The organism is Hydrogenophilus hirschii (genome assembly GCF_054656675.1).
This window is the reverse complement of sequence record NZ_BAAHXQ010000001.1, coordinates 70,955-87,200: the sequence shown is the minus strand read 5'-3', so window position 1 is coordinate 87,200 and position 16,246 is coordinate 70,955. Positions and strand designations below refer to the sequence as shown.

Below are 16,246 nucleotides of genomic sequence, written 5' to 3'. Positions count from 1 at the left end.
GTTCATTTTGGCCATCAAACCCCTTTCACGAAAAAATCGGCTCTTTTTCTGCTGCGTCGCGGCCAACGATCACCGGTGTGGCCACCTCGTTCCATAACGGGAGCGGTTCGCCCGCCAACGCCCTGCGCACCAGTTCGCCCGCCTCTGCAACCATCAAGGGGTAACAGACGCTCGCAGTCTGCGTTCCAGCTAGCAGGGCACTGCGCGCTTCGGCAATGTAATCGACGCCGATGGTGATCAACGACGCGGGATCGATCCCGAGCCGCCGCCACGCCCAACGGGCGCCTGCCAACATGCTGTCGCTGTGCGCGAAGAGCGCATCGTACCGCACCCCTTCGCGATGCCACGCCTCGACGACCAACGCCGCCCGATGCCGCAGGTAATCGGCAGGCGCCGTGGCCACGAGCCGCCATTGCGGCAGTGCCTTGAGTGCCATTCGGAACCCTTCACTGCGCTGCCGCGCGGTCGAGGAACCAGGCAGTCCTTCGAGCATCGCGACGCGCCCCCCTTCTGGACGACTTTGCGCCAGGAGATGCGCCGCCGCAGCACCGACTGCGAAATTGTTGCCGGTCACGAGCGCATCGAAGACGAAGGTCGGCACCAGACGGCTGATCCCGATGAGCACCGCTCCGTTCGCACGGGCCTCCTGCAGCGCAGGCGCCAAAGGATAGCCACCCGCGGCGCCCAATAGAATCACCGCGGCTCCTGCATCGCTGGCCCAGGTGATATCGCGGATCTGTTGCACGACACTGCCACCGGCATCGCGAACGACAAAGCGGCATTCCGGCAGGTTCTCGCCAAACCACGCGATCGCCGCGCGTACTTGCGCGGCGCGATAGTCGTTCGCGGTGGTGTCTTGGCAGAAAACGACGAGCGGTTTATGGGGTAGCGCGTGCTGGGCCAGGCGCGACAAGGCCGTAGGCTTCATCGGCGCTACTGCGTGCAGCGAAAATGGCGCCGCGCCTGCCAGCGCCGCCAATCCCGCTGTACCGAGCAACCGCAGCGCGTCGCGGCGCCCGGCACGGCACTCCCCCTTGAGCTGCGCGCGTTCGTCTCGCGCTCGACGCAATTGCGCTCTCCCTCTTCCCTTTTACGCATCCAACCGTTTCGCACGGGTGCGCTTTTTAGTGTATTTTTTTATGGTGCGAACACCCCGACATGTAAGCGCCGTTCCCATGCGGGCGACACTTCGCCGCACGGCGCGATCGTCCAGACCCACGTCCGCACGGGCGCGTGCGGCAGCGCAAAACCAAAGAGCGTCGACTGGACCATTTCCGCTGGTGTGGCTTGCGTCGGGGTTCGCTGTAGGGTGCGATTATGGCATGGGCGCGCTTCCGCAGCAAAATCGGTGATGAGGAGCGCCGGGATACCGAGCCTCGCCAATTGCCGCCAATGCGCCGCGACCACCTGTTGCGCCCAGACGTCACACGCCGCATCCGGCACGCCGTGTGCCGCCAACCAGGCAAGCGGCACCACGGGGAGTTGCGCCATCACGTTGAGCGAGACAACCGCGTCGGTATCCGCCGGCAACGGCCATTGCGGCACGGGTTCGGGCAAATGGTCCGGGCGGGCGAGCAGCGTCGCCGCAACCCCAGCGATGTCCCACGTGGCGAACGCAACCTGAGGCAGCCGCGCGGCACGCCTGCGAATCGCCCACGGATGGACGAGATCGACGAGGACGATGCGCTGCCATTGGGGGGCGAGCGCTTCCAAAGGAAGATCCAACCCGGCGCCAGAGCCGAGGACGACGAGGGTACGGCGGCGCGGTTGCTGCGCCGAAAAGGCGAGAATGGCGTCGCGACTCTGCTCGAGATGGGGCGCCCACGCGGCGCGGCAGCGGCGGTACCGCGCGGTGATCGCCACCGCTTCCTTGAGGTAGCCGAGCCGCCGCGCGGCCCACGGCGCTGGGGTAATCAGCCAGGTGAGCGCTTCGGCGAGCATCGCGCGGCAATGCTACCCGGCCGATTTCCCCCCGCACCCGGCGTCGCGGTTCGTCTTCTCCTTGCGCGCAAGCGCGAGCGCCACCCGTGAGTTGGGGGTGCGTCCCAGTTGCGCGCTGATCCACCACGCGGTGTCCACGAGCGGTTCGAGCGCTACCCCCGTTGCGACGCCCATGCGCTCGAAGAGGTAGACGAGCGCTTCGGTGGCGACGTTGCCCGCCGCGCCAGGCGCGTAGGGGCAGCCACCCAAACCGCCCACCGAAGCGTCGAAGGTTGCCACGCCCATTTGCCACGCCGCAACGACGTTTGCGACCGCCATTCCGTAGGTGTCGTGGAAGTGACCAGCCAGGCGATCCATCGGCACCTCCGCTGCGACCGCGGCAAGCATGCGTTCGATGGTATCCGGCGTACTGACACCGATGGTGTCGCCCAGCGAAATCTCGCGGCACCCCAGTTCCCACAGCGCTTTCGCCACCCGCGCGACCGCCTGCGGCGCGATTGCGCCTTCGTATGGGCAACCGACCACGCACGAGACGTAGCCCCGCACCGCGACACCCGCCGCACGGGCGCGCTCGATCACCGGGGCGAAGCGTTCGAGCGATTCCTGGATCGAGCAGTTGATGTTTTTCCGGCAAAAGGACTCGGACGCTGCGGTGAAGACAGCGATTTCCCGCGCACCCGCCGCGAGTGCCGCGTCCAGCCCTTTGAGGTTGGGGACGAGCACGGGATAGCGTGGCGCCGCGGCGTCGGCGTCGCGCATCAGTGTCGCCAGGAGTTCGGCGTGATCGGCCATCTGCGGCACCCATTTGGGCGAGACGAACGCGGTGACTTCGATCACCGGTAGCCCGGCTGCGCGCAGACGCGCGATCAGTTCGAGTTTAGTCGCGGTGGCGATCGGCGTGGCTTCGTTCTGCAGCCCGTCGCGCGGCCCGACTTCGACGATCGTCACCCGCTCTGGCCCGCGCTTCATCGTTCTTCCTCCTTGCTGGGCGCCGATGCGGCGTTCGCCTGCTCCGACGCTTCTGCCGCTTGGATCTCCACCAGTACCGCGCCGTCGCTCACTTGATCACCGGCGGCACAGTGCACCGCCGCGACGACGCCTGCGGCGGGCGCGGTCAGGGTGTGTTCCATCTTCATCGCTTCGAGCGTCAGGAGCGGTTGCCCGATTGCGACTTTGTCTCCCGTCTGGACGGAGACTGCGATCACCCGCCCGGGCATCGGCGCGGTCACCTGCCCTTCCGTCGCTGCGGCTTCACCACCGCGCCACTCCTCGGCCACTGCTTCGAAACGGAATGCACCGTCAGTGAGGAAGAGGTGGCGCTGTTCACCATGGACCATCACTTCGACGCGCGTGCGGAGTCCGTCGACCTCGAGCAGCAACGCGCCGTCGGGTTCGACCTGGTAGCGCACTTCGGCCCAGCTTTCCGCCGGTTGCGATTCGGTCGCGACGAACGCAAACGACCAGGTGCGCGCCTGCCGCCGCGCGCAGACGGTGCGCGTCTCGCCGCGGTACCGGAAGCGCCACCGCCGCTCTGCCGGCGCGTTCAACCGCCAACCATCGACCGCGGCCCACGGCGAATGGGGCTCCCCGCGTGCAACCGCCTGCGCACGCGCCGCTTGCGCTTCCCGTTCGAGCTCGGCACACGCGAGCGCCCACCACGCCCATTCCGGCGGGTTCCGGGTGGCGAAGAGCCAGTTTTGCTCGTGTTCGATGAGCGCGGTGGTGAGCCGCGCGTCACGAAACGAGGGGGCGGCGACCAGACGCAACAAAAACTCGACGTTGTTCGCGACGCCGACGATGCGCGTCGCGTTGAGCGCCGCTTCGAGTTTGCGCCGCGCCGCTTCGCGCGTTTCGCCCCAGACGATCAATTTGGCGATCATCGGGTCGTAATAGGGGGTGATCGTGTCCCCTGCAGTGACACCGGTATCGACGCGGAGATCGGGCGCTTCGGGCGGAAATTCGAGCACTGCGAGTTTCCCCGTAGCAGGGAGAAACCCCTTCTCCGGATCTTCGGCGTAGAGGCGCGCTTCGATCGCGTGACCGTGGCACGGGATCTGCTCTTGCGCGAGCGGGAGCGGTTCGCCCGCGGCGACCCGTAACTGCCATTCGACGAGGTCGAGTCCGGTTATCATCTCGGTGACCGGATGCTCGACCTGGAGCCGGGTATTCATCTCCATGAAGTAGAACGCACCATCTGGGGCGCGGATGAATTCGACCGTCCCGGCGCCTTCGTACCCCACGGCGCGCGCCGCCGCCACCGCGGCTTCCCCCATCGCCCGCCGTTCGGCGTCGCTCAACCCCGGCGCAGGCGCCTCTTCGAGCACCTTCTGATGGCGCCGCTGCACGGAACAGTCGCGCTCGAAGAGATAGACGGCGTTGCCGTGGCGGTCGGCGAAAACCTGGATTTCGACGTGCCGCGGCTCGAGCACGTAGCGTTCGACGAGCACCCGATCGTCACCGAACGCCGCCGCGGCTTCGCGGCGACAGGCGGTGAGCGCGGCCAGAAAATCTTCGCGGCGATCGACACGGCGCATCCCTTTGCCGCCGCCCCCTGCCGTCGCTTTGATGAGCACGGGGAAGCCGATGCGCTCTGCTTCGGCAAGGAGCCGCTCGTCGCGCTGATCGTCCCCGTGGTAACCGGGGGTAAGCGGCACGCCTGCTATGGCCATCAGCGCTTTGGCGTGCGCCTTGTCCCCCATCGCACGGATCGCCTCCGGGGGTGGGCCGATGAAGACGATCCCGGCTGCGCGGCACGCCTCGGCGAACTGCTCGTTTTCGGAGAGAAAGCCGTAACCGGGGTGGATCGCCTCGGCACCGGTTCGTTTCGCCGCGGCCAGGATCGCGTCGCTGCGCAAGTAAGAGTCCCGCGCAGGCGCGGCGCCGATATGCACCGCTTCGTCGGCAAGGCGCACGTGCCGCGCGGTCCGGTCGGCATCGGAATAGACCGCCACCGTGCGAATCCCCAGCCGCCGCGCGGTCTGGATCACGCGGCAGGCGATTTCGCCCCGGTTGGCAATGAGGATTTTTTGGAACATCACGCCTCCTTTCGCCGCGTCACAATTCGGCAATCCAACGCGCTGGCCGTTTTTCGAGGAACGCCGCAAGCCCTTCACGCGCTTCGGGGGTCGCGCGCACCCGCGCGATCCGCGCCGCGGTTTCCGCGCGCAGCGCCGCGTCGATCGGTTGGTGGGCGACAGCCGCGACGAGCGACTTCGCCTCCCAGAGTGCGTTCGGCCCCCCTTTGACGAGTTCGGCGATGAGGCCGTCGATCACGGAGTCGAGTTCGGTTTCGGGTGCCACCTCGTGGGCGATGCCCAACGCCAGCGCCCGCGCCGCCGGGATCCGTTCGCCGGTCTGAAAATAGCGCAGCGCTTGACGCGGCCCGATCGCACGCAACACGTAGGGGCTGATCGCCGACGGGATGATGCCGAAGCGGACCTCGGTGGTGCCAAATTGCGCCCGTTCGCTCGCGACACAGATGTCGCACGCGCACGCCAGCCCCATCCCGCCGCCCAGCGCCGCGCCATGCACCCGCGCGATGGTCGGTTTGCGGCAAGTGGCGATCGCGGCGAGCATTTCGGCTAGCCGCATCGCGTCTTCACGGTTTTCCGCTTCCGATGCCGCCCCCGCCGCTTTCATCCAGTCGAGATCCGCCCCAGCGGAAAAGCTCTTGCCGCGCCCCGCAAGGATCACCACCCGCACCCGTTCGGTTTGCGATAGGGCCTGAAACGCTTCGGTCAGCTCGGCGATCACTTGCGCGTTGAAAGCGTTGTGCACCTCGGGGCGATTCATCCAAACCCAAGTCGCGACACCCCCCGTCACGGGCCGCTCTTCGATCGTCAGTGTGGTGTAGCTCATTTCGTCTCTCCTGCGTCACATCCGAAAGACGCCAAAGCGCGTCGGTTGGATCGGGGCGTTGAGCGCAGCCGAGAGCGACAGACCCAGCACGCGGCGCGTTTCGGCCGGGTCGATCACGCCGTCGTCCCACAGCCGCGCGCTTGCGTAGTAGGGGTGCCCTTGCCGCTCATATTGCGCGCGTATCGGCGCTTTGAACGCTTCTTCGTCTTCCACAGACCACGTTCCGCCTTTGGCTTCGATCGCGTCGCGCCGCACCTGCGCGAGCACACTCGCGGCTTGTTCGCCCCCCATCACCGAGATGCGGCTATTGGGCCAGGTCCAGAGAAAACGGGGCGAGTAAGCGCGGCCGCACATCCCGTAATTTCCGGCACCGAACGATCCACCGATGATCGTGGTGATTTTCGGTACTTCGGCACACGCCACCGCGGTGACCATCTTCGCCCCGTCTTTGGCGATGCCGCCGTGTTCGTACTTCTTCCCGACCATGAACCCGGTGATGTTCTGCAAAAAGAGGAGCGGGATACCGCGCTGTGCGCACAGTTCGATGAAGTGCGCCCCTTTGAGCGCCGACTCCGAAAAGAGGATGCCGTTGTTCGCGACGATCCCGACCGGGTAGCCAAACAGCTCAGCGAATCCGGTGACGAGCGTCGTGCCGTAGCGCGCTTTGAATTCGTCGAAGCGCGAACCGTCGACAAGCCGCGCGATCACCTCACGCACGTCGAAGGGTTTGCGCAGATCGACGGGGACAACGCCGTAGAGCTCTTCCGGGTCGTACGCTGGCGGTTCGGCGTTGCCGAGCGCGAGCTGCACCGGTTTGCGCCAGTTGAGGTGCGAAACGATGCGCCGCGCCAGCGTCAGCGCATGGTGGTCGTTCTCCGCCAAGTGGTCGGCAACGCCAGAGATCCGGGTATGCACGTCGCCACCGCCCAGCTCTTCGGCGGTGACCACCTCCCCGGTTGCCGCTTTCACGAGTGGCGGACCGCCCAGGAAGATCGTCCCCTGGTTTTTGACGATCACCGTTTCGTCGCTCATCGCCGGGACATAGGCGCCGCCTGCGGTGCAAGAGCCCAGCACCACCGCGATTTGCGGGATGCCCTGCGCGCTCATGCGCGCCTGATTGTAGAAAATGCGGCCGAAGTGGTCGCGATCGGGGAACACTTCGTCTTGGAGCGGCAAAAATGCGCCGCCCGAATCGACCAGATAGACGCATGGCAAGCGGTTCTGTTCCGCAATCTCTTGCGCCCGCAGGTGTTTCTTCACCGTGAGCGGGTAGTAGGTCCCTCCTTTGACGGTCGCGTCGTTCGCGACGATCATGCATTCGACGCCGGCAATCCGACCAACCCCCGCAACCATCCCGGCGGATGGGGCTTCGTCGTCGTAGCAGCCGTATGCAGCGAGCTGCCCGATCTCCAAAAACGGCGAACCGGGGTCGAGCAGCACGTCGATGCGTTCGCGCGGCAACAATTTGCCGCGTGCGACATGTTTCGAACGCGCGGCCGCGCCACCGCCTTCGCGAATCCGCGCGGAGAGCGCGCGCAGATCGTCTACCAATTCGCGCATCGCGCGCGCGTTGGTCCGGAACGTTTCCGATTTGACGTCGATCCGGGTTTCGATTCGTTTCATCTCACGAAGCTCCTTGCGCGTCGCTAGAACGGCCCTTCTGCCAACCAACGCTCGATCTGCGGCAAGCGATCGACGCCCCAGAATGGCTCATCGTTGATCCACACCATCGGCGACCCAAAAACGCCACGTTCGATTGCTGCGTCACATTCGGCGCGCAGCCGCGCTTTTTCTTCGGGTGACTGCATCGCGGCGCCGAGCGCGTCGGCGTCGAGCCCGAGTTCGTGCGCAATCGCCGTCAGCGTCTCGGCGTCGGCAATGTTGCGCCCATCCCGGAAGTAGGCGCGATAGACCGCGATCGCCCACCGTTTTGCCGTTTCGCTCGACCCGTCGTTGAGCGCGTAGAAAGCGCGCGCGGCCAGGTGGGTGGAGACCGGGAAGGGGTCGGGCAATCGGAAAGGAATGCCGTAAAAACGGGCGGAGCGCGCGAAATCGCGCTGCATGTACGGGCCTTTCAACGGATGCGCCGGCAACGGTTTGTCGCCGGTCTTTTGGTAGACCGCACCCAACAGAAACGGACGCCACACGACGGTTGCGTGGTGCCGTTGCGCCACCTCCTCGATCATTTCGGCCATCAAGTAGCCGTAGGGCGAGGAAAAGTCGAAATAAAAATCGAGCACCATGCCACCTCCTCTTTTTGTGGGTATTGACTCGTGGTCATGCGACCCCGTTCGCGACGAGCTCGCGCGCGATCACGAGTTTTTGGATTTCGCTCGTCCCTTCGTAAATCTGGCAGACGCGCACGTCGCGGTAGATCCGTTCTACCGGGAAATCGCGCACGTAGCCGTATCCGCCCAGCACTTGGATCGCCGCCGACGCCACCCGCTCTGCCATTTCGGAAGCGAAGAGCTTAGCCATCGACGCCTCTTTGAGGCACGGTTCGCCCGCGTCGCGCTTCACCGCGGCATGCCAGACGAGTTGCCGCGCCGCTTCGATTTGGGTGGCCATCTCCGCCAGTTTGAACCCGACCGCCTGATAGTGCACGATCGGTTGGCCAAACGCTTCGCGCTCTTTCGCGTATTGCAGCGCCGCAGCAAGTGCCGCGCGCGCCATCCCGACGCTTTGCGCCGCAATCCCGATGCGCCCCCCTTCCAGGTTGGAGAGCGCGATCTTGTACCCTTGCCCTTCGGCACCGATCAGCGCGTCGGCGGGCACGCGACAATCCTCGAGCGTGATCTGTGCCGTGTCGCTTGCGTTTTGCCCCAATTTTTCCTCGATCCGACTCACCACGTAACCGGGTGTGGCGGTGGGCACGAGGAAACAGGAGATGCCGCGCTTACCGGCAGTGGGGTCGGTCACCGCGAGGACGATCGCAACATCGGCGTTTTTTCCCGTGGTGATGAATTGCTTCACGCCGTTCAATACCCAGCCGTCGGCGGTGCGTTCGGCACGTGTGCGGATTGCAGCGGCGTCAGAACCCACGTGCGGTTCCGTGAGGCAAAAACACCCGAGCGCTTCGCCGGTTGCCAGTCGGGGCAGCCACGCCGACTTCTGCGCGTCCGAGCCGTATTTGAGCAGGATCGAATTGACCAACGAATTCTGCACCGAAACGATCGTCGAGGTGGCGCCGTCGCCCGCCGCCACCTCTTCGATCACGAGCGCGGCGGCCAGCGTGTCGAGCCCCGCGCCGCCCCATTCGGCGGGTACGGTGATCCCCAACGCGCCCAATGCCCCCAGACCCTGCAACGCGTCGCGGGGGAAGGTATGGTCGCGATCCCACTGCGCCGCGAACGGGACGATGCGTTCGCGCACGTAGTCCCGGATCGCGTGTTGAATCATCCGATGCTCTTCACTCAGTAACACGACCTCGCTCCTTTGGTTTTTGGGTTGTCAATGTCACGCCGGTGAGCACCAGGAGGCCACCTACGAGCACCGGCCACGAAAGCGGTTCGTCCAACAACAGCCAACCGGTGACGACACCGGCAACCGGCACCAAGTTGATGAAGAGCGCCGCCCGCGCCGCACCCAAACGGTGGACCGCTTCCGAATACCAAGTGTAGCCGAGCGCGGTAGCCAGCACCCCCATGAAGCAGACCGCCAACCACACCGTCTGTGGCCAAGCCCGCCAACCGAGCGCTTCGCCTTGTGCTGCCGCGACACCCCAAAGCAGCGTTGCGCCGATCAGCGCCGCCCAAAAGGTCACCGCAAGCGGGGAGAAAGTCTGGGTGGCCTTTTTGCCCAGGAAGGTATAGATCGTCCAGGTGGCGACGCAGCCCAGGATCAGCCAGTCCCCCACACCAACTGCGCCCGTAAGCAGCGCAAAGGGGTCTCCTTTGCCGATCACGGTGAGGCACCCTACCAGCGCCACAACCGCACCGAGGTGTTGCCGCCAACCGTGCGGTTCGCCTGCGAGCCACCACGCCGTGACCGCGACCACAACGGGGTTGAGCGCGACCACCAGCGCGCCTCGGCCCGCGGTGACATGCTGCAACCCGTAGAGAAAAAAGAGGTTGTAGAGAAAAATGCCGAAAAAGCCCATTGCCGCGAGGCGCACCGCCGCAGACAAGGGATGGGACCGCGCCCCGCCCCCAAAGGGTGCCGTCAGGGGTACCGTTTGCCGCGTCGCCGACGGCGCAGCCGCCGCATCCGGCGGGGCACCCCTCGCACCAGCCTCTGGCAGCACGACAACCGGACGCCGCGGGGTGAGCGGCACGCCACGCAGCCGCGCGATCCCCCACAAAACCAGCGCTGCGAGCGTGAATCGCATCGCAGCGGCGGAAGCCGGAGCATCGAGCGCTTGCGCCACGATCCGGCCCGCTGGCCACGTTGCGCCCCACATCACCATCGCGGCAATGAGCTGAGCGTAGAGACGAAACGGGCTCACTCGAGTTCGATCGCCATCGCGGTGGCTTCACCCCCACCGATGCAGAGGCTCGCAACACCACGCTTGCCCCCGGTGTGGCGCAACGCCCCGATCAGGGTCACCACGATCCGCGCCCCCGAAGCGCCGATCGGGTGGCCCAGCGCACACGCCCCCCCGTGGATATTGACCTTTTCGTGCGGCAGGTTCAGCTCTTTCATCGCCGCCATCGTCACCACCGCAAACGCTTCGTTGATCTCGAAGAGATCGACCGCATCCGCGGTCCACCCCGCTTTCGCGAGCACCTTTTCGATTGCGCCAACCGGTGCGGTGGTAAACCACGCCGGCTCGTGCGCGTGGGTCGCATGTGCGACGATCCGTGCGAGCGGCGTGCACCCGAGCTGCTCTGCCGTTTCCCGGCGCATCAACACCAAAGCCGCAGCACCGTCGGAGATCGACGACGCGTTGGCCGCGGTCACCGTTCCGTCCTTGCGAAACGCCGGCTTCAACAAGGGAATTTTGTCCAATTTCGCCTTGAGGGGCTGTTCGTCGATCTTCACGACCCGCTCACCCCCACGGTCGGTGATCGTGACCGGTTCGATCTCCCATTCGAACGCGCCGCTTTGAATCGCGCGGATCGCACGCTGGGTCGATTCGATCGCGTAGGCGTCCTGCTGTTCGCGGGTAAATCCGTAGTGCTGTGCGGTATCCTCGGCAAAGGTGCCCATCAAGCGCCCTTTGTCGTAGGCGTCCTCGAGCCCGTCGTAGAACATGTGGTCGAGCACCTGACCGTGCCCCAAACGCATACCACTGCGCGCTTTGGGCAACAGATAGGGGGCGTTACTCATCGACTCCATCCCCCCCGCGACGACGACGTCGTAGCTTTCCGCTTTGAGTGCGTCGAACGCGAGCATCTGCGCTTTCATCCCCGAACCGCACACCTTATGGACGGTGGTGCACCCCACTGACTTGGGCAGCCCTGCACCCAATGCGGCTTGCCGCGCGGGCGCTTGCCCTTCCCCCGCTTGCAGGACGTTTCCCATCAGCACCTCATCGACCTGTTCGGGCGCAAGGTTCGCGCGCGCCACCGCCGCGCGGATCGCTGCCGCACCCAATTGCGGCCCGGTGAGTGCGGCCAGATCGCCCTGAAAAGCCCCCATGGGCGTGCGTGCCGCCGCAACGATCACGATATCGTTGGCGTTTTTGCTCATCGTTCTCTCCTCGTCTCTTTCCGTTCCAATAGGGTCAAACCACAATCCTTCGTCCTGCGCCTGCCGTATTGCGCAACACAGCGCCGCATTCGATCACGCCGTCTCGGCCATCAACTCACGGCCGATCAGCCAGCGGCGAATCTCCGAGGTTCCGGCGCCGATCTCGTAGAGCTTCGCGTCGCGCCACAGGCGCCCCGTCGGGTATTCGTTGATATAGCCGTTGCCTCCCAGACACTGGATCGCTTCGCCTGCCATCCAAGTGGCCTTTTCCGCAGCGTAGAGGATCGCCGCCGCGCAATCTTTGCGCAGATGGCGGCTGTGGTCGTGCGCATCGAGCGCGCGCCCCACGGTATAGACGAACGCCCGCGTTGCGCTCCAGGTGGCGTACAGATCGGCGAGTTTGCCCTGCATCAACTGGAATTCCCCGATCGACTGCCCGAACTGTTTGCGTTCGTGCAGATAGGGCACTACCACCTCCATGCACGCATCCATGATCCCGAGTGGACCGCCGGCGAGCACCGCGCGTTCGTAGTCGAGCCCGCTCATCAAAACCTTCACCCCGCCCCCGACTTCGCCGAGCACGTTCTCTTCCGGCACTTCGCAGTCATCGAAAAAGAGCGGGTAGGTGTTCGAACCGCGCATCCCCAGTTTGTCGAGTTTCGTGCCTGCCGAAAATCCCTTCATCCCCTTTTCGACGAGAAACGCGGTGATGCCCCGCGGCCCGGCTGCCGGGTCGGTCTTTGCATAGACCACCAGAACGTCGGCATCGCCCCCGTTGGTGATCCACATCTTGCTGCCGTTCAACACCCAGCGATCGCCCCGTTTCTCGGCGCGCAACTGCATCGAGACCACATCCGAACCGGCGTTCGGTTCGCTCATCGCCAGCGCCCCGACCCATTCGCCGGCGACGAGCTTGGGGAGATATTTCGCTTTCTGTTCCGGCGTGCCGTTGCGATGGATTTGATTGATGCAGAGGTTGGAATGAGCCCCGTAGGAGAGCCCCACCGCAGCAGAGGCGCGGCTGATCTCTTCCATCACGATGATGTGCGCCAGGTACCCCATATTGACGCCGCCGTACGCTTCGGAGACCGTCATTCCATGCACACCCAGATCACCGAGCTTTTTCCACAGGTCGGTCGGAAATTGATTCTCTTGGTCGATCTGTGCCGCGCGCGGTGCGATCTCTTTGTCACAGAAGGCGCGCACCGAATCGCGCAGCGCGACCAGCGTCTCATCCAACCCCATGTCGAGCGAAGGAATGGCCATCGTCCTCTCCTTTGGTATTACGTTTACGTCAACGTAACATTACCGAAATCCCCCCCCGATGTCCAGAGGCAGGACGTGTCACGCGCCCTCAAGGTACCGCAACCGCTTGCGCCCCGGCTTCGGCCAACGCCGCGTGGCATTGCGCCTCGAGTTGATCGATTTCGGCCAACACCGCCTCGATATCGCGCCGTTGCTGCTCCAAAGCAGCGCGCCGTTCCGCCAGCACCCGCAAAAACTCCCGGATCTGCGCGGGGGAGTTGTGCATCCCGTCGTACATGTCCAAGAGCTCTTTGATTTGCGCCAGCGACAACCCCAACCGTTTGCCGCGCAGCGTCAATTTGAGACGGGTGCGGTCGGCACGGGTATAGATCCGTTGCCGCCCTTCCCGGCGGGGATTGAGGATCCCATGCTCTTCGTAGTAGCGGATGGTACGCGGCGTGATCCGAAACTCCCGCGCCAAATCGCCGATGGTATAGTACGTTTTCTCCTGTTCCATCGCTGCCCTCCCCGTAGGGCCTTGGTTTCCGTTGACGTTAACGGCACAATAGCACAGTGACTGTCGCTTTGCCAATGACGCCGACAGAGAATAACGGGCAGCGATGTCCCAACCATCGAGAACCCAACGCACACGATACTCGCCAATGGATGACGCCATGACGCCCCAACAGAAAGACCCGAAACCACTGGTCTATCCATTTCCCGAACCCCCGGCACTCGCCACCACGATCGAGGTCGCACCGGGGATCCGCTGGCTGCGCATGCCACTTCCGTTCGCGCTCGACCACATCAACCTGTGGTTGATCGAAGCGCACGACGGCTGGACGATCGTCGACACCGGGTACGCGCTTCCCGCCGCGAAAGAGGCGTGGCGCATCCAGCTGCAGCACTACCGACCCAATCGGGTCGTCGTCACCCATTTCCACCCCGACCACATCGGGTTGGCTGCGTGGCTGATGGCCGAATACGACCTGCCGCTCTTCATGAGCCACGGAGAGCTCCTCTCTGCGTTCGCGGCGTGGCTGCAAGCACCAGGACACGGTTATCGCGACATGGTCGCCTTTTTCGCCCGCCACGGTTTGGGCACGAGCGAACAAGAGGCGTTGCTCGCGCGCGGCGCTGCGTACCCCAAAGGGGTTCCAGAACTGCCCGCCACCTATGAACGGCTGCGTGCGGGTGACACGCTCACGCTGGGCGAGACGACGTGGCGCGTGATCGTCGGCTACGGCCATTCGCCCGAACACGTGAGCCTCTATTGCCCCGAACGCAAAGTACTCATCTCTGGCGATATGTTGCTACCCAAGATCTCGACCAACGTCGGCGTCTGGGCCGTTGCGCCCCATGACGACCCGTTGGGCGATTTTCTGGCGTCGCTCGACGCGTTCACCGCCCTGCCCGACGAGACCCTGGTGCTCCCTTCCCACGGCCTCCCGTTTCAGGGGATCGCCGCGCGGGTGGCCGCGCTCAAGGCGCACCACGACGCCCGCTTTGCCGAACTCCTTGCCGCGTGCGCCAAAGACCCTTGCACCGCAGCCGAGCTCGTCCCCATTCTCTTTCCGCGGGCGCTCGACCTGCACCAGCTGGTCTTCGCGTTGGGCGAAACGATTGCGCATCTCAACCATGCGTGGCGATGCGGGTGGCTCCAGCGCACTGTCGACCGGAACGGTATGATACGATTTGCCCACAATCCGACAACCGACAACGAGGAAGACCCCAAATGAGCGAAAAACGCACCGCAACACACGACACGGAAAAATCGACCCCCTATGCGCAACTGCCCGATCCGCAAGAGCTGGCGAAGGTCTATGCCGAAGTCGCGGAACGGGCCGCGAAGGTTCTCGCGGAATACACCAAGAACCAGCTGAAAAAGGGAATCACCCCGCCGTCGGACGAACTGGGGATCGCCCAAACCTACATGCAGATGATGGCGCGCTTGCTTGCCAACCCCTACAAGCTTGCGCAGGCGCAAATGAACCTGATGTGGGACTATTTCAACCTGTGGCAACATTCGATGCTCAAAATGATGGGCATCCACACCCCGCCCGTGGCGCAACCGGAAAAAGGGGACAAGCGGTTCAAAGCGAAAGAGTGGGAAGAGCACTTCCTCTTCGACTTCATCAAACAGTCGTACTTGATTGCTGCGCGCCGCATTCATGAAACGGTCTGCTGCCTGGACGGCATCGACGAGACCACGCAGAAAAAGATCAACTTTTTCACCCGCAACTTCATCGAAGCGCTCTCCCCCACCAACTTCGCGCTCACCAACCCGGAAGTCTTCCAAGAGACGTTGCGCACCAACGGCCAGAACCTCATCAACGGCCTCAAAAACTTGCTGCGCGACCTGGAAGAGGGCGGCGGGCAACTGCGTATTCGCATGACCGACACCGAAGCGTTCGAACTGGGCAAAAACATCGCCACCACCCCGGGGAAAGTGATCTTCCAAACGGAGCTCGCACAGCTGATCCAGTACACGCCGACCACCAAAGAGGGGTACAAGCGGCCGCTCCTGATCGTGCCGCCGTGGATCAACAAGTACTACATCCTCGACCTGCGGGAGAAAAATTCGCTGGTCAAATGGTTGGTCGACCAGGGCCATACCGTCTTCATCCTCTCTTGGGTAAACCCCGACGCGCGGCTCGCCCAAAAAACCTTTGCCGATTACGTCACCGAAGGGGTCTTGGCGGCGCTCGACGCGATCGAAGAACAGACGGACGAACGGGTGGTCAATGCGGCCGGATACTGCCTGGGCGGGACGCTCTTGGCCACCACCGCCGCGTACCTCGCGGCAAAACGGCAGAAGCGCTTTGCCGCGACCACCTTCTTCACCACACTCACCGACTTTTCCGAACCGGGCGAACTGGGTGTTTTCACCACACCGGAAACCGTTGCCGAGCTCGAACGCAAAATGGCCGAACGGGGCTACCTCGAAGGCACCGAGATGGCCAGCACTTTCAACATGATGCGCGCCAACGACCTCATCTGGTCGTTCGTCGTGAACAACTACCTTTTGGGGCGCGAGCCGTTCCCGTTCGATTTGCTCTACTGGAACTCCGACTCCACCCGGATGCCCGCGGCGATGCACTCCTTCTACCTGCGCAAGATGTACCTGGAAAACAAACTCGTCGAACCGAACGGCATCGAGATCGACGGCGTGGGCATCGACCTTGGCAAAATCAAACATCCGTGCTACTTCATCTCGACGGTGGAAGACCACATCGCGCCGTGGAAAACCACCTACAAAGGAGCGCGCCACTTCACCGGCGCCGACGTCACCTTCGTCCTTGGTGGGTCTGGCCATATCGCCGGAATCGTCAACCCGCCTGCCGCGAACAAATACGGCTACTGGACCAACCCAGTAAAACCGTTGCCGGAAGACCCTGAAGAATGGCTCCAAGGCGCAACCCACCACCCCGGCTCGTGGTGGCCGCACTGGCACGCGTGGCTGGCGCAACGCAACGGCGACGAAAAAGTCCCCGCCCGCGATCCCGCCAAAGGGAAATTGCCGGTAATCGAAGACGCGCCGGGTAGCTACGTCACAGTGCGGATCTGACCC

Annotated in this window: 14 protein-coding genes; 2 read left to right on the top strand and 12 right to left on the bottom strand. The window is 64.2% G+C overall.

From position 1 onward, the window contains the following. Positions 1–25 precede the first annotated feature (25 nt). From ACYQ4Z_RS00405 to ACYQ4Z_RS00350, 12 genes are all read right to left on the bottom strand, one after another. Positions 26–1,069 carry a substrate-binding domain-containing protein gene (locus ACYQ4Z_RS00405; protein ID WP_119334377.1) on the bottom strand — a complete coding sequence of 348 codons (1,044 nt, stop codon included), beginning with the start codon at positions 1,067–1,069 and terminating at the stop codon, positions 26–28. A 68-nt stretch (positions 1,070–1,137) separates the two neighbouring features. Next, on the bottom strand, positions 1,138–1,941 hold the full coding sequence (locus tag ACYQ4Z_RS00400) for a hypothetical protein (protein WP_219972389.1): 804 nt from the start codon (positions 1,939–1,941) through the stop codon (positions 1,138–1,140). A gap of 12 nt (positions 1,942–1,953) precedes the next feature. After that, complete coding sequence (locus ACYQ4Z_RS00395) at positions 1,954–2,910, bottom strand: hydroxymethylglutaryl-CoA lyase (protein ID WP_219972391.1); 957 nt, start codon at positions 2,908–2,910, stop codon at positions 1,954–1,956. Next, positions 2,907–4,976, bottom strand: coding sequence for an acetyl/propionyl/methylcrotonyl-CoA carboxylase subunit alpha (locus tag ACYQ4Z_RS00390; protein WP_459859739.1), 2,070 nt, complete (start codon positions 4,974–4,976; stop codon positions 2,907–2,909). The genes ACYQ4Z_RS00395 and ACYQ4Z_RS00390 overlap by 4 nt, the downstream gene beginning before the upstream one ends. A 19-nt stretch (positions 4,977–4,995) precedes the next feature. Then, positions 4,996–5,799, bottom strand: coding sequence for an enoyl-CoA hydratase/isomerase family protein (locus ACYQ4Z_RS00385; protein WP_459859738.1), 804 nt, complete (start codon positions 5,797–5,799; stop codon positions 4,996–4,998). Between the two features lie 15 nt (positions 5,800–5,814). Further along, entirely contained in the window at positions 5,815–7,422 is a 1,608-nt protein-coding gene (locus ACYQ4Z_RS00380; protein ID WP_459859737.1) for a carboxyl transferase domain-containing protein, read from the bottom strand. Between the two features lie 23 nt (positions 7,423–7,445). Then, positions 7,446–8,042 carry a 2-hydroxychromene-2-carboxylate isomerase gene (locus ACYQ4Z_RS00375; protein WP_219972397.1) on the bottom strand — a complete coding sequence of 199 codons (597 nt, stop codon included), beginning with the start codon at positions 8,040–8,042 and terminating at the stop codon, positions 7,446–7,448. A gap of 34 nt (positions 8,043–8,076) precedes the next feature. Continuing rightward, positions 8,077–9,198, bottom strand: a complete 1,122-nt coding sequence (locus ACYQ4Z_RS00370; protein WP_459860450.1) for an acyl-CoA dehydrogenase family protein — start codon at positions 9,196–9,198, stop codon at positions 8,077–8,079. Between the two features lie 10 nt (positions 9,199–9,208). After that, entirely contained in the window at positions 9,209–10,243 is a 1,035-nt protein-coding gene (locus ACYQ4Z_RS00365) for a DMT family transporter (protein ID WP_219972400.1), read from the bottom strand. Then, entirely contained in the window at positions 10,240–11,430 is a 1,191-nt protein-coding gene (locus ACYQ4Z_RS00360) for an acetyl-CoA C-acetyltransferase (protein ID WP_119334369.1), read from the bottom strand. The genes ACYQ4Z_RS00365 and ACYQ4Z_RS00360 overlap by 4 nt, the downstream gene beginning before the upstream one ends. 93 nt (positions 11,431–11,523) lie before the next feature. Next, positions 11,524–12,696, bottom strand: a complete 1,173-nt coding sequence (locus tag ACYQ4Z_RS00355; protein ID WP_119334368.1) for an isovaleryl-CoA dehydrogenase — start codon at positions 12,694–12,696, stop codon at positions 11,524–11,526. 88 nt (positions 12,697–12,784) lie between these two features. Continuing rightward, positions 12,785–13,192, bottom strand: a complete 408-nt coding sequence (locus ACYQ4Z_RS00350) for a MerR family transcriptional regulator (protein ID WP_219972401.1) — start codon at positions 13,190–13,192, stop codon at positions 12,785–12,787. A gap of 157 nt (positions 13,193–13,349) precedes the next feature. On the opposite strand from ACYQ4Z_RS00350, the gene ACYQ4Z_RS00345 reads away from it, so the two are divergent. Further along, a complete protein-coding gene (locus tag ACYQ4Z_RS00345) occupies positions 13,350–14,414 on the top strand; it encodes an MBL fold metallo-hydrolase (RefSeq protein WP_459859736.1) in 1,065 nt (354 codons plus the stop codon). Next, positions 14,411–16,243, top strand: a complete 1,833-nt coding sequence (locus ACYQ4Z_RS00340) for a PHA/PHB synthase family protein (RefSeq protein ID WP_459859735.1) — start codon at positions 14,411–14,413, stop codon at positions 16,241–16,243. The genes ACYQ4Z_RS00345 and ACYQ4Z_RS00340 overlap by 4 nt, the downstream gene beginning before the upstream one ends. The last annotated feature ends 3 nt before the right edge of the window (positions 16,244–16,246 follow it).